This window comes from Pseudomonas sp. B14(2022), from assembly GCF_012030485.1.
In the GTDB taxonomy this organism is placed as follows: domain Bacteria; phylum Pseudomonadota; class Gammaproteobacteria; order Pseudomonadales; family Pseudomonadaceae; genus Aquipseudomonas.
Genome location: NZ_JAAUVM010000001.1, coordinates 625,043 through 649,624 on the forward strand (window position 1 = coordinate 625,043; position 24,582 = coordinate 649,624).

The following is a 24,582-nucleotide window of genomic DNA, read 5'->3' on the forward strand; positions in this document are numbered from 1 at the left end:
TGGACAGGATCACTATGCCGGCTTCATTCGTTCACCTGCGCCTGCACACTGAATACTCCCTGGTCGACGGCCTGGTACGGATCAAACCGCTGGTCAAGACCCTGGTGGGCATGAACATGCCTGCGGTCGCGGTTACCGATCAAAACAACATGTGCTCCCTGGTCAAGTTCTACAAGAACGCCATGGGCGCCGGCATCAAGCCGATCTGCGGCGCCGACCTGTGGCTGTCCAACAAAGACCCGGATAACCCCCTGAGCCGCATCAGCCTCCTGGCGATGAATGGCGTGGGTTATCGCAACCTCACCGAATTGATTTCCCGTGGATTTATCGACGGTCAGCGCAACGGCTCGATCATCATCGAGCGCGAATGGGTCGCCGAGGCCAGCGAAGGCCTGATCATGCTGTCGGCCGCCAAAGAGGGCGAGATCGGTATCGCGCTGCTGGGCGGTAATCCCCATGAAGCCGAAGTGCTGGCGAGGGAGTGGATGCAGGTCTTCCCCGACCGTTTCTACCTGGAAGTCCAGCGCACCAATCGTCCCAACGATGAAGAGCATCTGCACGCCGCCGTGGCCCTGGCCGACAAGCTGGGCGCGCCGTTGGTGGCGACCAACGATGTGCGCTTTATCAAGAAGGAAGATTTCGAGGCCCACGAAACCCGCGTGTGCATCGGCGAAGGCCGGGCCCTGGATGACCCGCGCCGCTCCAAGAACTACAGCGAAGAGCAGTACCTAAAGAGCGCGGAGGAGATGGCCGAGCTGTTCAGCGACCTGCCCGAGGCCCTGGAAAACTCCGTTGAGATCGCCAAACGCTGCAATATCGAAGTGAAGCTGGGCAAACACTTTTTGCCCAACTTCCCGATTCCCGATGGCATGACCATCGATGAGTATTTCCGCAAGGTGTCGTTTGATGGTCTGGAGGAGCGTCTGTCCGTCCTGCTGCCCAAGGACACCACCGAAGATTACGAGGCCAAGCGCCAGGTCTACGTCGACCGGCTGAATTTCGAGCTGGATATCATCATCCAGATGGGGTTCCCCGGTTACTTCCTGATCGTGATGGACTTTATCCAGTGGGCCAAGAGCAACGGCGTACCGGTAGGTCCGGGCCGGGGGTCGGGTGCTGGCTCGCTGGTCGCCTATGTTCAGAAGATCACCGACCTCGATCCACTGGAATACGACCTGCTGTTCGAACGGTTCCTGAACCCGGAACGGGTCTCCATGCCCGACTTCGACGTCGACTTCTGCATGGACGGCCGGGACCGCGTGATCGAATACGTGGCCGAGAAATACGGCCGCAACGCTGTGAGCCAGATCATCACCTTCGGTTCCATGGCGGCCAAGGCGGTAATCCGTGACGTGGCGCGGGTGCAGGGCAAGTCCTACGGCCTGGCGGACCGCCTGTCGAAGATGATCCCGTTCGAAGTCGGCATGACCCTGGAAAAAGCCTACGAGCAGGAAGAGATCCTGCGCGACTTCATCAAGGTCGATGAAGAAGCCGCCGAAATCTGGGACATGGCGCGCAAGCTCGAAGGCGTGGTGCGTAACGTCGGTAAACACGCCGGTGGCGTGGTTATCGCGCCGACCAAGCTGACCGACTTCTCTCCGATCTATTGCGATGAAGAGGGCGGCGGCCTGGTTACCCAGTTCGACAAGGACGATGTGGAGGCGGCCGGCCTGGTGAAGTTCGACTTCCTCGGCCTGCGGACCCTGACGATCATCGACTGGGCGCTCAAGACCATCAACCGCGACCGCGCCAAGGTCAACGAAGAACCACTGGATATCGCGTTTATCCCGCTGGACGACAAGCCGACCTACACCTTGCTGCAAAAAGCCGAAACCACGGCGGTGTTCCAGCTTGAATCCCGCGGCATGAAAGAGCTGATCAAAAAGCTCAAGCCCGACTGCCTGGAAGACTTGATCGCACTGGTGGCGCTGTTCCGTCCGGGCCCGCTGCAATCGGGCATGGTGGATGACTTCATCAACCGTAAGCACGGCCGCGCCGAGTTGGCGTACCCGCACTCCGATTACCAGTACGAAGGCCTCAAGCCGGTATTGGCGCCGACCTACGGCATCATCCTGTACCAGGAACAGGTGATGCAGATCGCCCAGGTGATGGCCGGCTACACCCTCGGTGGCGCGGACATGCTGCGGCGTGCCATGGGTAAGAAAAAGCCCGAGGAAATGGCCAAGCAGCGCGGCGGTTTCATTGAAGGGTGCGCCACCAACAATATTGACGCCGACCTCGCCGGTAACATTTTCGACCTGGTAGAAAAATTCGCCGGTTATGGCTTCAACAAATCCCACTCCGCCGCCTACGGCCTGGTGTCGTACCAGACCGCCTGGCTGAAAGCCCACTACCCGGCGCCGTTCATGGCTGCGGTACTCTCGGCGGATATGCACAACACCGACAAGGTCGTGACCTTGATCGAGGAAGTGCGCACCATGAAGCTGCGCCTCGACGCACCGGACGTGAACGCCTCGGAGTTCAAGTTCACGGTGAACGACGAAGGTCGCATCATCTATGGCCTGGGCGCGATCAAGGGCGTGGGCGAAGGCCCGGTGGAAGCCATCACCGAAGCGCGCCAGGACGGGCCGTTCAAGGATTTGTTCGACTTCTGCGCGCGGGTTGACCTCAAGCGCATCAACAAACGCACCCTCGATGGCCTGATCCGCAGCGGCGCACTCGACCGTCTTGGACCGTATTTCCATGATGAGCCGAAGGCTTACCAGGCGAATATCGACCGCAACCGCGCGGTGCTGCTCACCGCCATGGAAGAAGCGATCAAGGCCGCCGAACAGACCGCTCGGACCCACGACAGCGGTCACGCCGACCTGTTTGGCGGGTTGTTCGTCGAAGAAGATGCCGATGTGTACGCCAACCATCGCAAGGCCAAGGAGCTGACCCTCAAGGAACGCCTCAAGGGTGAGAAAGACACCTTGGGCCTCTACCTCACCGGCCACCCGATTGACGAATATGAAGGCGAAATCCGCCGCTTCGCCCGTCAGCGCATCATCGACCTGAAACCGGCGCGGGATACCCAGACCGTCGCCGGCATGATCATCGCCCTGCGGGTGATGAAAAACAAAAAAGGCGACAAGATGGGCTTTATCACCCTCGACGACCGCTCGGGCCGGATCGAAGCGTCGCTGTTTGCCGACGCCTTTCACTCTGCGCAGTCGCTGCTGCAGACCGACGCCATGGTGGTGGTGGAAGGGGAGGTCAGCAACGATGACTTCTCCGGCGGCCTGCGTCTGCGGATCAAGCGGGTGATGAGCATGGAAGATGCACGCACCAACCTGGCCGAAAGCCTGCGCCTGAAGGTGAAAACCGAAGCCCTCAAGGGCGATCAGCTACGCTGGTTGGGTGACCTGCTCAAGCGCCATCGCGGCGCCTGCCCGGTGACCATGGAGTACACCGGCAACGACGCCAAGGCGATGTTGCAGTTTGGCGAGAGCTGGCGAATTGATCCTGCTGACGGCTTGATTCAAGCTTTGCGTGACCAGTTCGGCCGTGACAACGTCTTCCTCCAATACCGTTGACGGTCAGAGCGCCTGACCTCGGCTGAACATTTAATCTCGACCTAAACGCGCCTCTCCCTTAAGGTAGGGCGCGAATAGACAACCGGCTGGCCAGGCAACCCTTGGCCGTCGACCCAAGACGGACGCTTATGAACCCGAATTTTCTTGATTTCGAACAGCCGATCGCTGACCTGCAAGCCAAGATCGAAGAACTGCGCTTGGTCGGCAATGACAATTCGCTGAATATCGGCGATGAGATCGCTCGCCTGCAAGACAAGAGCAGCACGCTCACCGAAGACATCTTCGGCAAGCTGACCAGCTGGCAGATCGCGCGCCTGGCCCGCCACCCGCGCCGTCCGTACACCCTGGACTACATTCAGCACATCTTCACCGAGTTCGACGAGCTGCACGGCGATCGCCACTTCTCCGACGACGCGGCCATCGTGGGCGGTATCGCTCGCCTGGACGACCAGCCGGTCATGGTCATCGGTCACCAGAAAGGCCGTGAAGTGCGCGAGAAAGTGCGCCGCAACTTCGGCATGCCGCGTCCGGAAGGCTACCGTAAGGCCTGCCGTTTGATGGAAATGGCCGAGCGCTTCAAGATGCCGATCCTGACCTTTATCGATACGCCGGGTGCTTACCCAGGTATCGACGCCGAAGAACGCAACCAGAGCGAAGCCATTGCTTGGAACCTGCGCGTCATGTCTCGTCTGAAAACCCCAATCATTGCCACCGTGATCGGTGAGGGTGGTTCTGGCGGTGCACTGGCCATCGGTGTCTGTGACCAGTTGAACATGCTGCAATATTCGACCTACGCGGTGATCTCGCCGGAAGGTTGCGCCTCGATCCTTTGGAAAACCGCAGAAAAGGCGCCGGACGCTGCCGAAGCCATGGGCATCACTGCCGATCGCCTCAAGGGCCTGGGTATCGTCGACAAAGTGATCGCCGAGCCATTGGGCGGCGCCCACCGCGACCCGGCCGCCGCCGCCGCCACTATCCGTGCCGAGTTGGGGTCGCAACTGGCGATGCTCAAGAAGCTGGATAACGAAGCGCTGCTGGCCCGTCGCTACGAGCGCCTGATGAGCTACGGCCTGTAAGCCGACGCCGTAATTTAATGTGGGAGGGGGCTTGCCCCCGATTGCAGGGTATCAGTCACCACATCTCGTGACTGACCCACCGCTATCGGGAGCAAGCCCCCTCCCACATTTGCTTTGTGTATGCTTGGTCAACGTATTCCAGATTTGCGGCGGTAACGTTTGATGAAACCAACCTTGCCCGCCAAGCTCCTGCAAGCCCTGTCCCCCTGGCGCAACGCCCCGGCCTGGCATATCGCTTTCTCGGGTGGGCTTGATTCCACTGTCCTTTTGCATCTCCTGGCCATCCTGGCAAAATCCGAAACATTACCGCCCCTCAGCGCTGTCCATGTCCACCATGGTCTGCAGGCTGTTGCCGACGCCTGGCCAAGCCATTGCCAGTCGGTGTGCGACAGCCTGGGCGTACCCTTGCGGGTTATGCACGTGCACGTGCCGCCCGGCGCCAGCCTTGAGCGTGCCGCCCGTGAGGCGCGTTACCAGGCGTTTACCGAAGTGGCCAGGGATGGGGAAGCAGTGCTCACTGGCCAACATCGTGATGATCAAGCCGAAACGCTGCTATTCCGTCTGGTGCGCGGTGCTGGGGTGCGCGGGCTCGCCGCAATGCCTGCGCATCGTCCGTTGGCGGGTGGTTTTCTGGTGCGGCCGTTGCTGGATGTCTCGCGCGCCGAGTTGGAAGCCTATGCGGGTGATCATCAACTCAAGTGGATTGAAGATCCTTCCAACGCCGATCCACGCTTCTCCCGTAATTACCTGCGGCACCGCGTGATCCCGACGTTGACGGAGCGTTGGCCCCAAGCCGTCTCCAGCCTGGCCCGCACTGCCGAGCACCTCGGTGAGGCCGAGGCGTTGCTGGGCGAGTTAGCCTGCATGGACCTGCAAGCCGCCGATCAACCTTCACGGTTTCCTTGGCTGCTTTTGCCATCATTGGCCCTCGTTCCACTGCGCGAACTTTCCGATGCTCGCCAGCGCAACGCCCTGCGCCATTGGCTGGCTCCGCTGACCCGGTTACCCGACAGCGACCATTGGGCTGGCTGGTATTCCCTACGTGATGCCAAGGGGGACGCACAGCCCTTATGGCGTCTTGCCGATGGGGAATTGCACCGTTGCGGCGAGCGCATCTGGTGGCTGCCTGGCGTCTGGTCGGAATTTTCCCACGGGTCGGTGAGCTGGCCTGATCCGCGAAACCCACTAGAGTTACCCGGCAATGGCCTGCTGAAGATAATCGGCAAGGCGCCCGAAGGCCCTTTGGAAGTCCGTTATCGCCAGGGCGGTGAAATGCTCGATGTGCCAGGCCGAGGCCGGCGCGACTTGAAGCGTCTGCTTAATGAATGTGGAGTGCCAGTGTTCGTCCGTGGCAGATTGCCGCTGCTCTATCAGGGCGAGCAATTGCTCGGCGTGCCTCACCTCACTGGACTCCGGGGAGCACCGCGCGAAGGCTGGCAATTAGATTGGATACCACAGACCTGCGATCAAGGTTTGAGCTGATAGCGCCTTTCCGGTAGACTACGCTCCCTTCTTGATACAACTTCTGTGGATTCGCCTGAATCGCAGCAGTTGCCGATTACCAAGCAGTCTTTGCTGGGCGATTCCAAAAAATGTGTAGCGATCAACGTACCGGTGTTTCATTGCTGGTCTGTCACAACGCGGCGGTTTTTTTGAAAGGTGCACTGTGATTAATGCAGGTGATCGGGGGCTTCGGCCTCTCTTCGCTTTCCCCGGCGGCTCGGACCGCTTTAACGCAGACTTCTAGGGTTTTTCATGACGCGCTACATATTCGTCACGGGCGGTGTTGTTTCTTCATTGGGGAAAGGCATTGCCTCCGCTTCATTGGCGGCCATCCTGGAGGCGCGGGGGCTTAAAGTCACCATGCTCAAGCTGGACCCGTACATCAACGTCGACCCGGGCACCATGAGCCCGTTCCAGCACGGTGAAGTGTTCGTCACACACGACGGCGCCGAGACCGACCTGGACCTGGGCCACTACGAGCGGTTCATCCGCACGACCATGACCCAGAACAACAACTTCACCACCGGCCGTGTCTACGAGCACGTGCTGCGCAAAGAGCGCCGTGGTGACTACCTGGGTGCAACCATCCAGGTGATCCCGCACATCACCGACGAAATCAAGCGCCGCATCATCAAGGGTGCAGGCGATGCCGACGTGGCGATGGTCGAGATCGGTGGCACCGTGGGTGACATCGAATCCCAACCGTTCCTCGAAGCTATCCGCCAGCTGCGTTTCGAAGTCGGCGCCAAGCGCGCGATGCTGATGCACCTCACGTTGGTGCCGTACATCGCCACCGCCGGCGAGACCAAAACCAAGCCTACCCAGCACTCGGTCAAGGAACTGCGTTCCATCGGCCTGCAGCCGGACGTGCTGGTCTGCCGCTCCGATCACCCGATCGACATTTCCTCGCGTCGCAAGATCGCGCAGTTCACCAACGTTGAAGAACGTGCGGTGATCGCCCTGGAAGACGCCGACACCATCTACAAGATCCCGGGCATCCTGCATTCCCAGGGCCTGGATGATTTTGTGGTCGAGCGTTTCGGCCTGCAGTGCAACGGCGCGGACCTGTCCGAGTGGGAAGCGGTGGTTGACGCCAAGCTCAACCCTGAGCACGAAGTCACCATCGCCATGGTCGGCAAGTACATGGAACTGCTGGACGCGTACAAGTCGCTGATCGAAGCGATGAGCCACGCGGGCATCAGTAACCGTACCAAGGTCAACCTGCGCTACATCGATTCCGAAGACATCGAGAACCAGGGCACCGCCTTGCTCGAGGGTGTCGATGCGATCCTCGTTCCAGGCGGTTTCGGCCTGCGTGGCGTGGAAGGCAAGATCACCGCCGTGCAATACGCTCGTGAGAACAAGGTGCCGTACCTGGGCATCTGCCTGGGCATGCAAGTGGCCGTTATCGAATTCGCCCGTAACGTGATGGGCTGGAAAGACGCCAACTCCACCGAGTTCGACAGCAAGAGCGGCCACCCGGTCGTGGGCTTGATCACCGAGTGGGAAGACGCCACCGGCGCCGTCGAAACCCGTACCGAAAGCTCCGACCTGGGCGGTACCATGCGCCTTGGCGCGCAAGACTGCCTGCTGGAGCCGGGTTCCCTGGTTCACGACTGCTACGGCAAGGACGTGATCGTCGAGCGTCACCGTCACCGCTACGAAGTGAACAACAACCTGCTGCCGCAAATCAAAGAGGCTGGCTTGAAAATCTCCGGTCGCTCCGGTGATGGCGCGCTGGTTGAAGTGGTCGAGGCCCCGGATCATCCGTGGTTCGTCGCTTGCCAGTTCCACCCAGAGTTCACCTCGACTCCACGCGACGGTCACCCGTTGTTCAGCGGTTTCGTCAAGGCTGCACTGACGCAACACCAGAAGAAGGCGTAAACCTGATGGCCCAGAAGATCATTCGCGTAGGCGACATCGAGATTGCCAACGACAAGCCCATGGTGCTGTTCGGCGGCATGAACGTGCTGGAAAGCCGTGACATGGCGATGCAGGTCTGTGAAGAGTACGTCAAGGTCACCGAAAAACTGGGTATCCCTTACGTGTTCAAGGCCAGCTTCGACAAGGCCAACCGTTCGTCCGTGACCTCCTATCGCGGCCCGGGCCTTGAAGAAGGCATGCGGATCTTCCAGGACATCAAGCAAGCCTTCGGCGTGCCGATCATCACCGACGTCCACGAGCCTGAACAGGCTGCCGTGGTCGCCGAGGTGTGCGACATCATCCAACTGCCGGCCTTCCTGTCGCGCCAGACCGACCTGGTCGTTGCGATGGCCAAGACCGGTGCTGTGATCAATATCAAGAAAGCCCAGTTCCTCGCACCCCAGGAAATGAAACACATCCTGAACAAGTGCGTGGAAGCGGGTAACGACCAGTTGATTCTCTGCGAGCGTGGTTCGAGCTTCGGCTACAACAACCTCGTGGTGGACATGCTCGGTTTCGGCATCATGAAACAGTTCGAATACCCGGTGTTCTTCGACGTGACCCACGCGCTGCAAATGCCCGGTGGTCGCGCCGACTCCGCCGGTGGGCGCCGTGCCCAGGTACTGGACCTGGCCAAGGCCGGCATCAGCCAGTCCCTGGCTGGCCTGTTCCTGGAAGCCCACCCGGACCCGGACAACGCCAAATGCGACGGCCCATGTGCCCTGCGCCTGGACAAGCTGGAACCATTCCTGGCCCAGCTCAAGCAGTTGGACGAACTGGTCAAGAGTTTTCCGACGGTAGAGACCGCGTAAGCGTTGATTCTCCGGTAGACTTTCCCACGCTTTACGCTCAGGCCTACGGGCCTGAGCCTTGTCGCCTGCAAGCCTGCCCCGTTGTTCCACCCTTGCGGTCGGTCAAAAGATTTCCTTCAGCTGCGTCGTTTTCGTCAACTTTGGAGTGTTTACAACAATGGCAAAAATCGTCGACATCAAAGGTCGTGAAGTTCTCGACTCCCGTGGCAACCCCACCGTCGAAGCCGACGTGCTTCTCGATAACGGCATCATCGGCAGCGCCTGCGCGCCGTCCGGTGCTTCCACAGGTTCGCGCGAAGCGCTGGAACTGCGTGATGGCGACAAGAGCCGTTACCTGGGTAAGGGTGTCCTCAAGGCTGTAGCCAACATTAACGGCCCGATCCGTGACCTGCTGCTGGGCAAAGACCCGCTGGACCAGAAAGCCCTGGACCACGCGATGATCAAGCTCGACGGCACTGAAAACAAAGGCAGCCTCGGCGCCAACGCCATTCTCGCCGTGTCCCTGGCTGCTGCCAAGGCCGCCGCCCAGGACCAGGACCTGCCGCTGTACGCCCACATCGCCAACCTGAACGGTACCCCGGGTGTCTACTCGATGCCGGTTCCGATGATGAACATCATCAACGGTGGCGAGCATGCCGATAACAACGTCGACATCCAGGAATTCATGGTGCAGCCGGTCGGCGCCAAGACCTTCTCCGAAGGCCTGCGCATGGGCACCGAGATTTTCCATCACCTCAAAGCCGTACTGAAAGCCCGTGGCCTGAGCACTGCCGTAGGTGACGAAGGTGGTTTCGCACCGAACCTGGCGTCCAACGAAGATGCACTGAAAGTGATCTCCGAAGCCGTGGCCAACGCCGGCTACACGCTGGGCACCGACGTGACCCTGGCCCTGGACTGCGCCGCCAGCGAATTCTACGAAGATGGCAAATACAACCTGTCCGGCGAAGGCCAGGTGTTCAACTCCGAAGGCTTTGCCGACTACCTGAAGGGCCTGACCCAGCGCTACCCGATCATCTCGATCGAAGACGGCCTGGACGAGTCCGACTGGGATGGCTGGAAAATCCTCACCGACAAGATCGGCGAAAAAGTCCAGTTGGTGGGTGACGACCTGTTCGTGACCAACACCAAGATCCTGAAAGAAGGCATCGACAAAAAGATCGCCAACTCGATCCTGATCAAGTTCAACCAGATCGGTACCCTGACCGAAACCCTGGAAGCCATCCAGATGGCCAAGGCTGCGGGCTACACCGCTGTGATCTCGCACCGCTCCGGCGAAACCGAAGACTCGACCATCGCCGACCTGGCCGTGGGCACTTCGGCGGGCCAGATCAAGACCGGCTCCCTGTGCCGCTCTGACCGTGTGTCCAAGTACAACCAATTGCTGCGTATCGAAGAGCAACTGGCCGGCAAAGCCAAGTACAACGGTCGCGGCGAGTTTCGCGGCTGATCGGTAGATGGTAAAAAGTCGGCAGATTGCGTCGGAAAATTCACGATAGTGAACATTTCGGCGTTAATCTGATGGCTATCAAGCACAAGCCTGGTTCTTCCAGGCTTCGTGCTATCAGTTGCTGTAAAAGTTTTGCATGGCGTGTTTTTTCACTGGATACCCGATATTCGATGCGCAGTCCCAATTGGTTGTTCCTCGTCTTGCTCTTGTTGCTGGCTGGCCTGCAATACCGCCTATGGGTAGGTAATGGCAGCTTTGCGCAAGTAAAAGACCTGACCCAGCAAATTGCCGACCAGCACGCCGAGAACGAACGCCTGCTGGAGCGCAACCGCGTCCTCTATGCCGAAGTGCTTGAGCTGAAAAAAGGTACCGAGACCGTTGAAGAGCGGGCTCGTCATGAGTTGGGCATGGTCAAGGAGGGCGAAACCCTCTACCAGTTGGCCCAATGAGCCACCGTTTGCCGGCCTTCTGGGCCGTGATACCTGCCGCGGGCGTCGGTGCCCGTATGGCTGCGGACCGTCCCAAGCAATACTTGCAGTTGGGCGGACGTACTATTCTCGAACACAGCCTTGGCTGTTTTCTCGACCATCCCAGCCTCAAGGGGTTGGTGGTCAGTCTTGCTGCTGATGATCCGTATTGGCCCAGCCTGGCGTGTGCCGCGGACCCTCGTATCCAACGTGCGGACGGTGGTTCGGAGCGCTCGGGCTCGGTGCTCAATGCCCTGCTGCAGCTCAATGCCCTGGGCGCCAGCGATGACGATTGGGTGTTGGTGCATGATGCGGCGCGGCCTAACCTGAGCCGTGATGACCTCGACAAGTTGCTGGCCGAGTTGGCGGACGATCCGGTAGGCGGCCTGCTGGCTGTGCCGGCCCGCGACACCCTCAAACGCGTCGACAAGCAGGGCCGGGTGGTGGAAACCGTCGACCGCAGCTTGATCTGGCAGGCCTACACGCCGCAGATGTTCCGCCTGGGGGCCTTGCATCGCGCGTTGGCTGACAGCCTGGTGGCCGATGCGCTGATCACCGATGAAGCCTCAGCCATGGAATGGTCCGGGCAGGCGCCGCGTTTGATCGAAGGGCGGTCGGACAATATCAAGGTGACCCGGCCGGAAGACCTGGAGTGGCTGCGGTTGCGGTGGGCCAATCGACGGTAGTCAGTTGCACCAGGTCGACTTCATCGCAGGCAAGCCAGCTCCCACATTCGATCACCTTCTCTCCAGACAGCTCGGTCAAATGTGGGAGCCGGGCTTGCCCGCGATGAGGCCCGCTTAGACACCCAATACTCAACCGCCGTACTCCGGCCGCTCGGCCAACCCCTCTTTCAAGAAATCCACCAACTTCCTGACCTTCGGCGACAAGTGCCGTTGTTGCGGATACAGCGCCCACACCGCCGTATTCGGCGGCTGATGCGCCTCCAGCAGCGACACCAATGCGCCGCTGTGCAGGTGCTCCAGCACGTAATAGTCGGGCAGTTGGCACAGCCCCACCCCTTGCAGCGCCGCATCCAAAACCGCTTGCCCACTGTTGCAGCGCCAGTTGCCCTGTACCCGTTGGGAAAATTCCCGCCCGTCCTGGGCCAATTGCCAAATGTCCGAGCTGCCGATCAGGCAGTTATGCCGACTCAATTCCGACAAGCTGTGTGGGCGTCCGTACCGGGCCAGGTAGGACGGCGACGCGCACAGGTACATGCGTCGGGGTGCGAGGCGGCTGGCGACCATGCGCGAATCCTGCAAGCGTCCCAGGCGAATCGCCAGGTCGAGGCCTTCGTGCACCAGATCCAGTTGGCGGTTGCTCAGTTCGATATCCACCCGCAATTGCGGGTACAGGCCCATGAACCGCGTCACCAGTGGCACGATGAAACGCTCGCCATAAGCCACCGCGCAGGTCATGCGCAACATCCCTTTCGGTTCGCTGGTGAGGTCACCCACGGCGCGCAGGGCTTCTTCGCGGCCATCCTGTAAGCGCTGGCAATGTTGCAGAAATGTCTGACCCGCTTCAGTCAGGGTCACCTTCCGGGTACTGCGATACAGCAACCGTGTTTGCAGGCGCTCTTCCAGGCGTGCCACCTGGCGGCTGATGTGGGACGAAGACACACCCAGCCGCTCGGCAGCCGCCGTAAATTGGCTGCATTCGGCGACGGCAACGAATTCATCGATGCCTTCCCAGCGGTTCTCCAGCATGTTGATTGTCCCTGTACAGCAATAAAGTTTTGCTTTTGCCTGGATTATTAATCATGGAGGCATGTTTTACACTCTCTCCATCAGTTTTTAACTCCCTGGAGAAACCTGGATGATCAAGTCCCGCGCTGCCGTTGCCTTTGAAGCCAAGAAACCCCTCGAGATCGTGGAAGTCGATGTGGCCATGCCCAAGGCGGGCGAAGTGCTGTTGCGTGTGGTCGCCTCCGGGGTTTGCCACACTGACGCCTACACCCTTTCCGGCGCTGACCCGGAAGGCATCTTCCCGTCCATCCTTGGCCATGAAGGCGGTGCGGTGGTCGAAGCCATCGGCGAAGGCGTGACTTCGGTGGCGGTCGGCGACCATGTGATCCCGCTGTACACCCCGGAATGTGGCAAGTGCAAATTCTGCCTGTCGGGTAAGACCAACCTGTGCCAGGCCATTCGTTCCACCCAAGGCAAAGGCCTGATGCCGGATGGCACCACGCGTTTCTCCTACAAGGGTCAGCCGATTTTCCACTACATGGGCACCTCGACGTTCTCCGAGTACACCGTGCTGCCGGAAATTTCCGTCGCCAAGATTCCTAAAGAAGCACCGCTGGAGAAGGTCTGCCTGCTTGGCTGCGGCGTCACCACCGGCATCGGTGCGGTGATCAATACCGCCAAGGTCAAGCCGGGCGACACCGTGGCCATCTTCGGTCTCGGCGGTATCGGCCTGTCAGCCGTGATTGGTGCGGTCAAGGCCAAGGCCGGCCGTATCATTGCGATTGACATCAACCCGGCCAAGTTCGAGATCGCCAAGCAACTGGGCGCCACCGACTGCATCAATCCGAAAGACTATGACCGCCCGATTCAGGACGTGATTGTCGATTTGACTGATGGCGGCGTGGACTTTTCCTTCGAGTGCATCGGCAACGTGCAACTGATGCGTGCCGCGCTCGAGTGCTGCCACAAGGGTTGGGGCGAGTCGGTGATCATCGGCGTTGCCGGTGCTGGCCAGGAAATCTCCACGCGTCCATTCCAACTGGTGACCGGTCGCGTCTGGCGTGGCTCGGCGTTCGGTGGCGTACGCGGCCGTACTGAATTGCCAAGCTACGTGGAAATGGCCCAGACCGGCGAGATTCCGCTGGACACGTTCATCACACACACGATGGGCCTGGAAGACATCAACAAAGCGTTTGACCTGATGCATGAAGGCAAGAGCATTCGTACCGTCATCCACTTCTGAGGTCGGCCATGAGTCTGGAAAACCTGTCGTGCCAGAAGAGCTTCGGCGGCTGGCATAAACGCTACAAGCATCACTCGGATGTGCTCGGCTGCGACATGACCTTTGCCGTCTACCTGCCGCCGCAAGCGGAGCAGGGTGGCAAGCTGCCGGTGCTGTACTGGCTGTCCGGCCTGACCTGCACCGATGAGAACTTCATGCAGAAAGCCGGTGCCCAGCGCATGGCTGCGGAACTGGGGTTGATCATCGTGGCGCCGGACACCAGCCCGCGTGGGCCAGGTGTACCGGGCGACCCGGATAACGCCTGGGATTTCGGCCTGGGCGCAGGGTTTTACCTGAATGCCACGCAGGAGCCGTGGGCCAAGCACTATCGGATGCATGACTACGTGGTGCAGGAATTGCCGGCATTGGTTGAAGCGCATTTCCCGGCTTCGGACAAACGCGGCATCAGTGGCCACTCCATGGGCGGCCACGGTGCGTTGGTGTGTGCCTTGCGCAACCCCGGGCGTTACCTGTCGGTGTCGGCGTTTTCGCCGATCAACAACCCGATGGATTGCCCGTGGGGCCAGAAAGCCTTCTCCCGTTATCTGGGAGAAGAACGCTCGAAATGGCGCGAATGGGATGCCTGTGTGCTGATCGGCGAAGCCTCGGAAAAGCTGCCACTGCTGGTGGATCAGGGCGACCGCGACGATTTCCTCGCGGTGCAGCTCAAGCCCGAAGCCTTGGCGCAAGCGGCCAAGGCGGCGAACCATCCACTGGAACTGCGCCTGCAGCCTGGCTACGACCACAGCTACTTCTTTATCGCCAGCTTCATCGAAGACCATTTGCGACATCATGGTCGTGCTTTGCTCGGTTAATGTGAGGCAAAAGTAGGTAGAATCACGCCCTGAATTAAATCGGGGCGTTTTTTTATGCGTATTGGCCACGGCTACGATGTGCACCGTTTCGCTGAAGGCGATTTCATCACCCTGGGCGGCGTGCGCATTGCGCACCACCATGGGTTGCTGGCTCATTCCGACGGCGACGTTGTATTGCATGCCTTGAGCGATGCCTTGCTCGGCGCGGCGGCGCTGGGCGATATCGGCAAGCACTTTCCGGATACCGATCCCACCTTCAAGGGCGCGGACAGCCGTGCCTTGCTGCGCCATGTGGTCGGCCTGATCCACGCCAAGGGCTGGAAGGTCGGTAACGTCGATAACACCATCGTGGCCCAGGCGCCGAAAATGGCCCCGCATATCGAATCCATGCGTGCACTGATTGCCGCAGACCTGCAAATTGAATTGGATCAAGTCAACGTGAAAGCCACCACCACCGAAAAGCTCGGGTTCACCGGTCGTGAAGAGGGCATCGCGGTGCACTCCGTCGCCTTGTTGCTGCGCGCATGAACGACCTGCAACTGCTAGGCCCGCGTGCCTATGGCGAGGCCCTGGGCAGCGCGGTTCTGAAGGCCACGGCTGAAGATTTCCAGGTCGACGAGGTGCTCGAAATTCCGCTCAGCGGCGAAGGCGAGCACCTGTGGTTGTGGGTTGAGAAACGCGGGCTCAATACTGAGGAAGCCGCGCGGCGTATCGCTAAGGCGGCTGGCGTGCCGTTGCGCACCGTCAGCTATGCCGGGCTCAAGGATCGCCAGGCGTTGACCCGCCAGTGGTTCAGCGTACAACTGCCGGGCAAGGCCGATCCGGACATGAGCGGTGCGGAAAACGACACCCTCAATATCCTGAAAACCGCCCGCCACAAGCGCAAGCTGCAGCGTGGCGCGCACTCGGCCAACGGCTTTACCTTGCGCCTGACCCAATTGGCCGGTGATACCGCCGCCATCGACGCGCGGCTGAAATTGATTGCCCAGTACGGCATTCCCAACTATTTCGGCACCCAGCGTTTTGGCCACAACGGTGGCAATGTCGTCGACGCGCGGGAATGGGCGGCGCGCAAGGCTCTCCCGGAGCAGCGCAATGTGCGTTCGCGGTTGTTGTCCACCGCGCGTAGCTTCCTGTTCAACAAAGTGCTGGCGGCGCGCGTCGCCGACGGTTCCTGGCAGCGCGCGCAAGTGGGCGATCTGTTGGCGTTCACCGACAGCCGCAGCTTTTTTCCGGCGGGGGAGGCTGAGTGCAGCGACCCGCGCCTGGCGATCCTGGACCTTCACCCCACCGGCCCGCAGTGGGGCGAGGGTGATTCTCCGGCGACGGGCGCCACGTTTGAGTTGGAACAGGCGGTTGCCGCCGGTGAAGCCGACCTGCGTGATTGGCTGGTGAAAGCCGGCATGAGCCAGGAACGTCGCATTCTGCGACTGCCCATTGGCGGGTTGACGTGGCATTATCTCGGGCCTGACATTCTGCAATTGGAATTCGTCCTGCCGGCCGGATGCTTCGCCACTGTCTTGGTGCGCGAGCTTGTTGATCTGGTGCCGGTGGGGCAGACGGACAGCCCATGCGTATTCTGATATCAAACGATGACGGTGCCACCGCACCCGGTCTTGCCGCGCTCTATGGTGCGCTGGAAGGTTACGCCGAGTGCGTGGTGGTTGCCCCCGACCAGGACAAGAGCGGCGCCAGCAGTTCGCTGACGCTCGACCGTCCGCTGCACCCGCAGGTTCTGGCCAATGGCTTTATCAGTGTGAACGGCACCCCCACCGACTGCGTGCACCTGGCGATCAACAGCCTGTTGGATCACGAGCCGGACCTGGTGGTGTCGGGTATCAACCTCGGAGCCAACCTGGGCGACGACGTGCTGTATTCCGGTACCGTGGCGGCGGCGCTTGAAGGGCGCTTCCTTGGCCGGACCTCGTTTGCATTTTCGTTGGCATCGCGCCAACTGGACAACCTGCCCACCGCCGCCTATTTCGCACGCAAGCTGGTGGAGGCCCATGGCTCCCTGGACCTGCCGCCGCGCACGGTGCTCAACGTCAACATTCCCAATTTGCCCCTCGACCATATTCGCGGCATCCAGCTTACGCGCCTGGGCCATCGCGCCCGTGCGGCAGCACCGTTGAAGGTGGTCGACCCGCGTGGCAAGGAAGGCTATTGGATCGCGGCAGCGGGCGATGCCGAAGACGGTGGCCCAGGCACGGACTTTCACGCGGTGATGCAAGGCTATGTGTCGATTACCCCGTTGCAACTTGATCGCACCTTCAGTGATGCCTTCAGTAGTCTCGATGGCTGGCTGGAGGGGCTGCGCTGATGGCTCGTGAACAAGACGACCTGCTGCGCCGGGGCATCGGGATGACCTCCCAGCGTACCCGTGAGCGTTTGATCCAGCGCCTGTACGAAGAGGGGCTTTCCAACGCCCAGGTGTTGGAAGTGATCCGGCGTACGCCTCGGCACCTCTTTGTCGATGAAGCCTTGGCCCATCGTGCCTATGAAGACACGGCATTGCCCATCGGCCATAACCAGACCATCTCCCAGCCTTATATGGTTGCGCGCATGAGTGAGTTGCTGCTGGCGGCGGGGCCGTTGGACAAGGTGCTGGAGATCGGCACCGGTTCCGGCTACCAGACGGCCGTGCTGTCGCAACTGGTGGAGCGGGTATTCTCGGTGGAGCGCATCAAGGTGCTGCAGGATCGCGCCAAGGAACGCCTGGTGGAGCTGAACCTGCGCAACGTGGTATTCCGCTGGGGCGATGGTTGGGAAGGGTGGCCGGCACTGGCGCCGTACAACGGGATTATCGTCACCGCCGTGGCCACTGATGTTCCGCAAGCGTTGCTCGACCAACTGGCCCCGGGCGGGCGCCTGGTCATCCCGGTGGGGGCCGGTGAAGTGCAACAATTGATGCTTATTGTCCGTGAAGAGAATGGCTTTTCCCGACATGTATTGGGGGCCGTACGATTTGTTCCGTTACTCAACGGCCCGCTGGCCTGATCATTTCACGCTGGCAGTGAATTCTGTCGGTGAGGATGTGTCTTACGGCGGGGTCTATCAAATCAACATGATGGGCAGATCGATTCAACGCACTGAATGATTCGTTTCAGTCGCGTGACGGTAAAACTTCAATGCCCAGTTATACTTGCGTCATATTTCAAGCCTGATACAGGCGTTCATGTTCAGCCACCACAAAGGGAGCGGCGGGTGAGTCTCACAGGTCTTGCGCAGCGTATGAGTAAAACAAGTTTTCAGCGACTGGTGCTTGGCCTTGTCTTTGGTTCCCTTCTGGTAGGGTGCTCCAGCTCGCCAAGCAGCGGTGCGCGGGTCGTTGACCGCAATAACGCCGCGCCGCAAAAGCCGACGGTAACGACCGGGCAATATGTGGTGCGCAAGGGCGACACGCTGTTCTCGATCGCCTTCCGATATGGCTGGGACTACAAGGCGCTCGCAGCCCGTAACAATATTCCCGTGCCTTACACGATACATCCGGGTCAGACGATTCGCTTTGACGGTCGCACCGGTTCTACCCCTACGGCAGTTGTGACACGCACCGGATCTTCGCCGTCGTCTTCGAGCAAAACCACCATCATCACCCGGCCTGCCGGTACCGCTTCGCCGAGTGTTGCGAACAAGCCGGCACCCGCGCCGTCGCCCCCTGCAGGGCCTGCGCCGACCGGTTGGGGATGGCCCTCAAATGGAGTGTTAATTGGGAAATTCTCTTCAAACGGCAGTTTGAATAAAGGCATTGATATTGCCGGGGATTTGGGACAGCCTGTTTTAGCTGCGTCTGATGGGACGGTGGTGTACGCCGGGAGTGGTTTGCGGGGCTACGGCGAACTGGTCATCATCAAACACAGCGATACCTACGTCAGTGCTTACGGCCACAACCGTAGGCTGTTGGTTCGGGAGGGGCAGCAAGTCAAAGTCGGACAGACAATTGCCGAAATGGGGTCAACTGGTACAGACCGGGTGAAACTGCACTTTGAGATTCGCCGTCAAGGGAAGCCTGTAGATCCGCTGCAATTCCTACCCCGTCGTTGATGTGTTGCACAGCCTGTTCCTCGCGTAGAAGGAACAGGCTCCAGCGTTGCCAAGGATAAAGGCGTCGCTTGAGCTTGAGGTCGAACTCACCAAAGGACTATAACAATGGCTCTCAGTAAAGAAGCGCCGGAGTTTGACATCGACGATGAGGTTCTCCTTATGGAGACCGGTATCGCTACGGAATCGATGTCGAATGAGGGACCTGCTGTACCTTCAGTTCGCACCAAATCCAAGAACTCCACCGCGTTAAAGCAACACAAATACATTGATTACACGCGGGCGCTCGATGCGACCCAGTTGTACCTCAATGAGATCGGCTTTTCCCCTTTGCTTACCCCTGAAGAAGAAGTCCATTTTGCGCGCTTATCGCAAAAGGGTGATCCGGCTGGGCGCAAGCGCATGATTGAAAGCAACCTGCGCCTGGTGGTGAAAATCGCCCGACGCTACGTCAATCGTGGGCTGTCCTTGTTGGACCTGATCGAGGAGGGCAACCTGGGCTTGATCCGGGCGGTGGAGAAGTTCGACCCTGAGCGGGGCTTTCGCTTCTCGACCTATGCTACCTGGTGGATTCGCCAGACCATCGAACGGGCGATCATGAATCAGACCCGCACGATCCGGTTACCGATCCATGTGGTCAAGGAGCTCAACGTCTACCTGCGGGCAGCGCGCGAGCTCACTCAAAAACTCGATCATGAACCCTCGCCCGAAGAAATCGCCAACTTGCTGGAAAAACCGGTAGGGGAGGTCAAGCGCATGCTTGGTCTTAACGAGCGGGTGTCTTCGGTCGACGTCTCGCTGGGTCCGGACTCGGATAAAACCCTGCTGGACACCCTGACGGATGATCGTCCTACGGATCCTTGCGAGCTGCTGCAGGACGTTGATCTTTCCCAAAGCATTGACCAGTGGCTGTCGGAACTCACTGACAAGCAGCGTGAGGTGGTGATTCGCCGCTTTGGCCTGCGTGGGCATGAGAGCAGCACGCTGGAGGACGTAGGCCTGGAGATCGGCCTGACCCGTGAGCGGGTGCGGCAAATCCAGGTGGAAGGGCTCAAGCGCCTGCGCGAGATTCTGGAGAAAAATGGCCTGTCGAGTGAGTCGTTGTTTCAATAACGACACAGCTTGAATGCTTGAATGTGGGAGGGGGCTTGCCCCCGATAGCAGTGTGTCAGTCAATGCATGTATCGACTGCTACGCCGCCATCGGGAGCAGGCCACCTCCCACATTTTTTATGTCAGGTATCAAGTGGGTGTTAATACCAAATTCCAGGCATAAAAAAACCCCGCTTTTAAGGGCGGGGTCTTTTCGACTAAGTCAGTACAAGTTAGATAACTTGAACTTCTTCAGCTTGCATGCCTTTCTGACCGCGGGTAGCGATGAAAGAAACCTGTTGGCCTTCTTTCAGGCTTTTGAAGCCGTCGGATTGGATAGCTTTGAAGTGAACGAACAGGTCGTCACCGGATTGTGGAGTGATGAAGCCGAAGCCTTTTTCATCGTTGAACCACTTAACGGTACCAGTTTGGCGATTAGACATGGTGTATCTCCTTGGACAAAGTTAACTGCGACTCAGGAAAAGCCCTGGCCGAGACTGAGTGCAAAGAGCAGGAAAAATTCTTGGAGATGGTTGGATCGAAATTCAACATATCGTGTAGAGATTCTCAGTGACACAAGCAGCACAGTGGCGCCACCTTAACCCTTTTTCCGGGACGTGCCAATGGTATTTCCGAAGGTTTCTCTATTTTCGTGACTGGCGGTGGTATTTACAGGCGCCGGTTGCGGCAATACGGGGCCCGGCCCCGCTGGCTGAACCTTATAGCTGCCGGCACATTCATCAAGAAAAGATCCACGCCCTTTGAACCCCAACGCCGGCCCCGGTAAGATGCCACACAGATTTTTTCCACCTCGCTATTCAGGACACCCGCCATGAGCATCAAATCGGACAAGTGGATTCGCCGCATGGCGCAAGAGCACGGCATGATCGAGCCCTTCGTTGAGCGCCAGATTCGTGGCGAAGGCGATGACCGCGTGATCTCGTACGGCGTTTCCAGCTACGGCTACGATGTGCGTTGCGCCGATGAGTTCAAGGTGTTCACCAACATCAACTCGGCGATCGTCGATCCGAAGAACTTTGACGAAAAGAGCTTCGTCGACGTGAAAAGCGACGTGTGCATTATCCCGCCAAACTCCTTTGCCCTGGCACGCACCGTGGAGTTCTTCCGTATCCCCCGCGATGTGCTGACCATTTGCCTGGGTAAAAGCACCTACGCGCGCTGCGGCATTATCGTCAACGTGACGCCGCTTGAGCCTGAGTGGGAAGGTCACGTGACCCTGGAGTTCTCCAACACCACCACCCTGCCTGCGAAGATCTACGCCAACGAAGGCGTGGCGCAGATGCTGTTCCTGCAGTCTGACGAGGCCTGTGAAGTGTCCTACAAAGACCGGGCCGGCAAGTACCAGGGCCAGCGCGGCGTCACCTTGCCACGCGCTTGATCGAAAGGTCCTACGCGTAAAGGGAATTAGTCCGCAGAAAGTGACTCTATTGGGTGTACTGCCTCGGTGCGTGCGAAACGCGCCGAGCCACGCTTGAGGAGTGCCTTATGAAGATTGACCCGCGAATCAGCGCAGAACTTGCCCGGCTTGAACCCAACCAGATTGGCGTTCTGGCCTGGTCCCTGATGGCCGACCCCGCCTATGCGGGCGGTATCCCCGGCCAACCTGATGAAGACTGGCCCCAGCAGCCCACCGAGCCCGGTGAGCCAACCCTTCCGGATGAACCGCCTCCCGCGCCGGTCGCCTGAGGCACGGAAGGCGGGTCAGCGAATCTGCCACACCTGGTGATCGCCGATGACAAAGATTCGGTGGTCATTGTCCTGATCGACTGCATACCCCCCGGTAAACGCCCCAAACGCCGGTAGCAGGCTGACGCGCGTGCCGAACTGAAAGCACGGCAGGCGCAGGCTCTGCCGGCCCTTGCCGCGCAAGCGATACACCGGGTGCACATGCCCCGCCAGCACATGGTGGCTGGCATGGGCGTGCGGTTCGTGTTGCAGGGCGAAAGGCCCCATCAGCAGTGGCTCCGGCACCACGTCGATCCTCAAGTCAGCCGGTGGGTCGCCCGCGCGTTCATCGTGATTACCGCGAATCAAGGTCATCGACAGGTCGCAATGACGTGCTCGCCAGGCCCTCAAGGCGCTGAGGGTGCCGCTGGCGTGGGAGCCGGGCCCGTGCAGGAAGTCGCCGAGAAAGATCACCTGGGCGCACGGCACGGCCGCCAACAGCCGATCCAGGCGCTGCAGGTTCTCGGTGGTGGTGCCTTGCGGTACCGGCTGGCCCAGGCTGCGGTAGGCCGATGCCTTGCCAAAGTGTGCATCGGCGATCAGCAGGCACTCGCGCCCCGGCCAGTAGAGCGCCTTATCCGCCAACAGCCACAATTCTTCGCCCTCCAGCGTGACTGAGCACACCATCAGCGTTTGCCGTTATCGGCGACTTTTTCCAAGTCCTTGACCATCCGCGCAATGCGCTCCGAGAGTTTTTCCGAACTCATGCTTTCGCGCATCCGTTCTACCAGCAGCGGGAAGGCCAGGGGTGTAGGACGTTCAATTACATGTAAGTCCAGTGTCAGCGCCGAGAGGCGAAGCAAGGTCTCTTCCAGCCGACGAATATCCAACTCATCGCGCAGGACTTCTTCACCCGCCTGGGCCAGCAACAGGTTCTGCGGGTCATATTGCTTGAACACCTCAAAGAACAGCCCGCTGGAAGCTTGCACTTGGCGCGTGCTTTTCGGCGCGCCGGGGTAACCGGCAAACACCAGCCCGGCGATACGCGCAATCTCGCGAAAGCGGCGCAGGGCCAGTTCTCCGGCGTTCAGGCTGGCTGCCACGTCTGCCAACAACTGCTTCGGGCTCAATAGCGCCTCATTCAGTAAGCGTGGCCAATCCACCTCGGTGGCGCTGAGCAACTCCAAGCCGTAGTCGTTGACGGCAATCGAGAATGTCACAGGCTGCTGCTGGCTGACCCGCCACGCCAACAGGCTCGCCAGCCCCAGGTGCACCTGGCGGCCGGCAAACGGGTAGAGGAACAGGTGCCAGCCCTCCCGCGATTTCAAGGCTTCGGCCAGCAAGTGTGCGCGCGTCGGCAAGCCGGACCAGCGCAACTGCGTCTGCAGCAGCGGTTGCACCGCCTGCATTTCCGGGCCCTCGTAGAGCCCGTGCGCCGCCGCATCGAAGCGCTCCACCACGGCTTGGGCCAGCTCATTGGAAAGGGGCATGCGCCCGCCATTCCAGCGCGGTACCGCGGCTTTTTTGGCGCTGCTGCGGCGCACATAGGCGGTCATGTTTTCCACTCGCACCAATTCCAGCAGGCGGCCGGCAAACAAGAAACCATCACCCGGCTTGAGCCGTGCAATAAAGCCTTCTTCAACACTGCCCAGGTTCTTGCCGCCGCCGCCCTTGCTCCAGAATTTCAGCTGGATGCTGGCGTCGCTGACAATGGTACCCACGCTCATGCGATGGCGGCGCGCAAGCCGGGCATCGGGCACACGCCAGATGCCATGCTCGTCCGGCTCCACGCGGCGGTAATCCGGGTAAGCGGTCAGCGATAAGCCGCCATGCCGTACAAAGCCCAGGGCCCAGGCCCAATCGGCCTCTTTGAGGTCCCGATAGGCCCAGGCGCCACGGACCTCAGCCAGCAATGCCTGCGGCGTAAAGCCACCGCCGAGGGCCATGCTCACCAAATGTTGTACGAGCACATCCAACGGCTTGTGGGGCGATTCGCGGGCTTCGATACGCCGCTCTGCAATGGCGTCCTGGGCCGCAGCGGCTTCCACCAGTTCCAGGCTGTGGGTCGGCACCAGGGTCACCCGCGACGGCCGTCCGGGTGCATGACCCGAGCGCCCGGCGCGTTGCATCAGTCGCGCCACGCCTTTGGCCGAGCCGATTTGCAGCACGCGCTCCACCGGCAAAAAATCCACCCCCAGGTCCAGGCTGGATGTGCACACCACTGCCTTGAGCTGACCGTCTTTCAACGCCCGCTCCACCCAGTCGCGGGTCTCGCGGGACAGCGAGCCATGGTGCAGGGCAATCACCCCCGCCCAATCGGGCCGCGTCTCCAGCAACGCCTGATACCAGATTTCCGACTGCGCCCGCGTGTTGGTAAACACCAGGCAACTGCTGCTGGCGTCGACTTCGGCGACCACCTGCGGCAGCATCTTCAAGCCGATATGCCCGGCCCACGGAAACCGCTCGGCGATGGGCGGCAGCAAGGTGTCGACGTGCAACTGCTTGGTCGTTTGCCCCTGTACATTAATCCCGTCCCCTTGTGGGATCAGCACTTCCAAGGCGTGGGACTGGTTACCGAGGGTGGCCGAAATGCCCCACACCATCAGTTCGGGGTGCCAGCGCCGCAGCCGCGCCAACGCCAGTTGCAACTGCACGCCGCGCTTGTTGCCGATCAGCTCATGCCATTCATCCACCACCACCATGCGCAGGTGCGCCAGGCTCGTTTCGCTGTCGGCGCGGGCGAGCATCAGGGTCAGGCTTTCCGGGGTGGTGACCAGCGCGGTGGGCTGGCGTCGGGTTTGCCGGGCGCGTTCGCTGCTGCTGGTGTCGCCGGTGCGCAGGCCGACGCTCCAGGGAATCTGCAAGGCCTCGAGCGGCGCTTCGAGGGCGCGTGCGGTGTCGGCGGCCAACGCACGCATGGGCGTGATCCACAGAACGGTGAGCGGCTCTGCCGGTGGTTTACGTTTACCGGAGGCCGGCGGGCGGGTTGTGGCGAAACGATTGAGGGCGGCAAACCACAGGGCGTAGGTTTTGCCGGCGCCGGTGCTGGCGTGCAGCAAGCCCGACTGGCCGTCCTTGACCGCCGTCCATACGTCTTTCTGGAAGGCGAACGGCTTCCAGCCTTTGGCGGCAAACCACGTTTTGGCGAAGTCGAGGGGTTTTGCCATGCGGCAGCGAACGCTCTGGAGGGTCTATTCCACAGACCCTCCAGGCGT

General features: G+C 60.3%; 22 protein-coding genes. 18 read left to right on the forward strand and 4 right to left on the reverse strand.

Annotated features, from left to right (window positions below):
* Nucleotides 1-14 precede the first annotated feature (14 nt).
* The 8 genes from dnaE (at nt 15) to ispD (ending at nt 11,450) form a co-directional block, all read left to right on the forward strand.
* A complete protein-coding gene (gene dnaE / locus HCF10_RS02985) occupies nt 15-3,536 on the forward strand; it encodes a DNA polymerase III subunit alpha (RefSeq protein WP_167654847.1) in 3,522 nt (1,173 codons plus the stop codon).
* Between the two features lie 128 nt (nt 3,537-3,664).
* Nucleotides 3,665-4,612 carry an acetyl-CoA carboxylase carboxyltransferase subunit alpha gene (locus HCF10_RS02990; RefSeq protein ID WP_003172288.1) on the forward strand — a complete coding sequence of 316 codons (948 nt, stop codon included), beginning with the start codon at nt 3,665-3,667 and terminating at the stop codon, nt 4,610-4,612.
* A 162-nt stretch (nt 4,613-4,774) separates the two neighbouring features.
* Entirely contained in the window at nt 4,775-6,094 is a 1,320-nt protein-coding gene (tilS, locus tag HCF10_RS02995; protein ID WP_167654848.1) for a tRNA lysidine(34) synthetase TilS, read from the forward strand.
* A gap of 273 nt (nt 6,095-6,367) precedes the next feature.
* Nucleotides 6,368-7,999: a CTP synthase gene (locus HCF10_RS03000; RefSeq protein ID WP_053137224.1), complete on the forward strand. Its 1,632-nt coding sequence runs from the start codon at nt 6,368-6,370 to the stop codon at nt 7,997-7,999.
* 5 nt (nt 8,000-8,004) lie between these two features.
* Complete coding sequence (gene kdsA / locus HCF10_RS03005; protein ID WP_010212442.1) at nt 8,005-8,850, forward strand: 3-deoxy-8-phosphooctulonate synthase; 846 nt, start codon at nt 8,005-8,007, stop codon at nt 8,848-8,850.
* A 157-nt stretch (nt 8,851-9,007) separates the two neighbouring features.
* Nucleotides 9,008-10,297 (forward strand): phosphopyruvate hydratase, encoded by a 1,290-nt coding sequence (gene eno / locus HCF10_RS03010; protein WP_027604464.1) that lies wholly within the window; start codon nt 9,008-9,010, stop codon nt 10,295-10,297.
* A 170-nt stretch (nt 10,298-10,467) separates the two neighbouring features.
* Nucleotides 10,468-10,746 (forward strand): cell division protein FtsB, encoded by a 279-nt coding sequence (ftsB, locus tag HCF10_RS03015; RefSeq protein WP_131697248.1) that lies wholly within the window; start codon nt 10,468-10,470, stop codon nt 10,744-10,746.
* Complete coding sequence (gene ispD, locus HCF10_RS03020; protein ID WP_131697247.1) at nt 10,743-11,450, forward strand: 2-C-methyl-D-erythritol 4-phosphate cytidylyltransferase; 708 nt, start codon at nt 10,743-10,745, stop codon at nt 11,448-11,450. The genes ftsB and ispD overlap by 4 nt, the downstream gene beginning before the upstream one ends.
* A gap of 129 nt (nt 11,451-11,579) precedes the next feature.
* On the opposite strand, the gene HCF10_RS03025 is transcribed toward ispD, so the two are convergent.
* Nucleotides 11,580-12,476: a LysR substrate-binding domain-containing protein gene (locus HCF10_RS03025; RefSeq protein WP_167654849.1), complete on the reverse strand. Its 897-nt coding sequence runs from the start codon at nt 12,474-12,476 to the stop codon at nt 11,580-11,582.
* A 109-nt stretch (nt 12,477-12,585) separates the two neighbouring features.
* Here HCF10_RS03025 and HCF10_RS03030 point away from each other — a divergent pair, with 109 nt between their 5' ends.
* The 8 genes from HCF10_RS03030 to rpoS all read left to right on the forward strand — a co-directional run bounded on the left by HCF10_RS03030 (nt 12,586) and on the right by rpoS (nt 19,703).
* A complete protein-coding gene (locus HCF10_RS03030) occupies nt 12,586-13,698 on the forward strand; it encodes an S-(hydroxymethyl)glutathione dehydrogenase/class III alcohol dehydrogenase (RefSeq protein ID WP_017137160.1) in 1,113 nt (370 codons plus the stop codon).
* An 8-nt stretch (nt 13,699-13,706) separates the two neighbouring features.
* Complete coding sequence (gene fghA, locus HCF10_RS03035; RefSeq protein WP_145335039.1) at nt 13,707-14,552, forward strand: S-formylglutathione hydrolase; 846 nt, start codon at nt 13,707-13,709, stop codon at nt 14,550-14,552.
* Between the two features lie 54 nt (nt 14,553-14,606).
* Nucleotides 14,607-15,080 carry a 2-C-methyl-D-erythritol 2,4-cyclodiphosphate synthase gene (gene ispF, locus HCF10_RS03040; protein WP_092487654.1) on the forward strand — a complete coding sequence of 158 codons (474 nt, stop codon included), beginning with the start codon at nt 14,607-14,609 and terminating at the stop codon, nt 15,078-15,080.
* Nucleotides 15,077-16,135, forward strand: coding sequence for a tRNA pseudouridine(13) synthase TruD (gene truD, locus HCF10_RS03045; protein ID WP_167654850.1), 1,059 nt, complete (start codon nt 15,077-15,079; stop codon nt 16,133-16,135). The genes ispF and truD overlap by 4 nt, the downstream gene beginning before the upstream one ends.
* Nucleotides 16,123-16,872 (forward strand): 5'/3'-nucleotidase SurE, encoded by a 750-nt coding sequence (surE, locus tag HCF10_RS03050; RefSeq protein WP_131697244.1) that lies wholly within the window; start codon nt 16,123-16,125, stop codon nt 16,870-16,872. The genes truD and surE overlap by 13 nt, the downstream gene beginning before the upstream one ends.
* Nucleotides 16,873-16,913: 41 nt before the next feature.
* Nucleotides 16,914-17,549 (forward strand): protein-L-isoaspartate(D-aspartate) O-methyltransferase, encoded by a 636-nt coding sequence (locus HCF10_RS03055; RefSeq protein WP_178116722.1) that lies wholly within the window; start codon nt 16,914-16,916, stop codon nt 17,547-17,549.
* Between the two features lie 207 nt (nt 17,550-17,756).
* Nucleotides 17,757-18,593, forward strand: coding sequence for a peptidoglycan DD-metalloendopeptidase family protein (locus HCF10_RS03060; RefSeq protein ID WP_131697242.1), 837 nt, complete (start codon nt 17,757-17,759; stop codon nt 18,591-18,593).
* A 105-nt stretch (nt 18,594-18,698) separates the two neighbouring features.
* Nucleotides 18,699-19,703, forward strand: coding sequence for an RNA polymerase sigma factor RpoS (gene rpoS / locus HCF10_RS03065; RefSeq protein WP_131697241.1), 1,005 nt, complete (start codon nt 18,699-18,701; stop codon nt 19,701-19,703).
* A 211-nt stretch (nt 19,704-19,914) separates the two neighbouring features.
* Here the strand turns inward: rpoS and HCF10_RS03070 are convergent, their stop codons facing one another.
* The gene (locus HCF10_RS03070; protein ID WP_002554837.1) at nt 19,915-20,124 is read right to left on the reverse strand and encodes a cold-shock protein; all 210 of its coding nucleotides are present in this window, start codon (nt 20,122-20,124) and stop codon (nt 19,915-19,917) included.
* Nucleotides 20,125-20,513: 389 nt separating this feature from the next.
* Here HCF10_RS03070 and dcd point away from each other — a divergent pair, with 389 nt between their 5' ends.
* Nucleotides 20,514-21,080, forward strand: coding sequence for a dCTP deaminase (gene dcd / locus HCF10_RS03075; RefSeq protein ID WP_003172320.1), 567 nt, complete (start codon nt 20,514-20,516; stop codon nt 21,078-21,080).
* A gap of 107 nt (nt 21,081-21,187) precedes the next feature.
* Nucleotides 21,188-21,388 (forward strand): hypothetical protein, encoded by a 201-nt coding sequence (locus HCF10_RS03080; protein ID WP_027604457.1) that lies wholly within the window; start codon nt 21,188-21,190, stop codon nt 21,386-21,388.
* Between the two features lie 15 nt (nt 21,389-21,403).
* On the opposite strand, the gene pdeM is transcribed toward HCF10_RS03080, so the two are convergent.
* Complete coding sequence (gene pdeM, locus HCF10_RS03085; RefSeq protein WP_167654851.1) at nt 21,404-22,054, reverse strand: ligase-associated DNA damage response endonuclease PdeM; 651 nt, start codon at nt 22,052-22,054, stop codon at nt 21,404-21,406.
* The gene (locus tag HCF10_RS03090) at nt 22,054-24,534 is read right to left on the reverse strand and encodes a ligase-associated DNA damage response DEXH box helicase (RefSeq protein ID WP_167654852.1); all 2,481 of its coding nucleotides are present in this window, start codon (nt 24,532-24,534) and stop codon (nt 22,054-22,056) included. Before HCF10_RS03090 ends, pdeM begins: the two co-directional genes overlap by 1 nt.
* Nucleotides 24,535-24,582 lie beyond the last annotated feature (48 nt).

Coding starts and splice junctions, on each gene's coding strand:
- dnaE (WP_167654847.1), top strand. CDS start 15: ATGCCGGCTTCATTCGTTCACCTGCGCCTGCACACTGAATACTCCCTG.
- HCF10_RS02990 (WP_003172288.1), top strand. CDS start 3,665: ATGAACCCGAATTTTCTTGATTTCGAACAGCCGATCGCTGACCTGCAA.
- tilS (WP_167654848.1), top strand. CDS start 4,775: ATGAAACCAACCTTGCCCGCCAAGCTCCTGCAAGCCCTGTCCCCCTGG.
- HCF10_RS03000 (WP_053137224.1), top strand. CDS start 6,368: ATGACGCGCTACATATTCGTCACGGGCGGTGTTGTTTCTTCATTGGGG.
- kdsA (WP_010212442.1), top strand. CDS start 8,005: ATGGCCCAGAAGATCATTCGCGTAGGCGACATCGAGATTGCCAACGAC.
- eno (WP_027604464.1), top strand. CDS start 9,008: ATGGCAAAAATCGTCGACATCAAAGGTCGTGAAGTTCTCGACTCCCGT.
- ftsB (WP_131697248.1), top strand. CDS start 10,468: ATGCGCAGTCCCAATTGGTTGTTCCTCGTCTTGCTCTTGTTGCTGGCT.
- ispD (WP_131697247.1), top strand. CDS start 10,743: ATGAGCCACCGTTTGCCGGCCTTCTGGGCCGTGATACCTGCCGCGGGC.
- HCF10_RS03025 (WP_167654849.1), bottom strand. CDS start 12,476: ATGCTGGAGAACCGCTGGGAAGGCATCGATGAATTCGTTGCCGTCGCC.
- HCF10_RS03030 (WP_017137160.1), top strand. CDS start 12,586: ATGATCAAGTCCCGCGCTGCCGTTGCCTTTGAAGCCAAGAAACCCCTC.
- fghA (WP_145335039.1), top strand. CDS start 13,707: ATGAGTCTGGAAAACCTGTCGTGCCAGAAGAGCTTCGGCGGCTGGCAT.
- ispF (WP_092487654.1), top strand. CDS start 14,607: ATGCGTATTGGCCACGGCTACGATGTGCACCGTTTCGCTGAAGGCGAT.
- truD (WP_167654850.1), top strand. CDS start 15,077: ATGAACGACCTGCAACTGCTAGGCCCGCGTGCCTATGGCGAGGCCCTG.
- surE (WP_131697244.1), top strand. CDS start 16,123: ATGCGTATTCTGATATCAAACGATGACGGTGCCACCGCACCCGGTCTT.
- HCF10_RS03055 (WP_178116722.1), top strand. CDS start 16,914: ATGACCTCCCAGCGTACCCGTGAGCGTTTGATCCAGCGCCTGTACGAA.
- rpoS (WP_131697241.1), top strand. CDS start 18,699: ATGGCTCTCAGTAAAGAAGCGCCGGAGTTTGACATCGACGATGAGGTT.
- HCF10_RS03070 (WP_002554837.1), bottom strand. CDS start 20,124: ATGTCTAATCGCCAAACTGGTACCGTTAAGTGGTTCAACGATGAAAAA.
- dcd (WP_003172320.1), top strand. CDS start 20,514: ATGAGCATCAAATCGGACAAGTGGATTCGCCGCATGGCGCAAGAGCAC.
- HCF10_RS03080 (WP_027604457.1), top strand. CDS start 21,188: ATGAAGATTGACCCGCGAATCAGCGCAGAACTTGCCCGGCTTGAACCC.
- pdeM (WP_167654851.1), bottom strand. CDS start 22,054: ATGGTGTGCTCAGTCACGCTGGAGGGCGAAGAATTGTGGCTGTTGGCG.
- HCF10_RS03090 (WP_167654852.1), bottom strand. CDS start 24,534: ATGGCAAAACCCCTCGACTTCGCCAAAACGTGGTTTGCCGCCAAAGGC.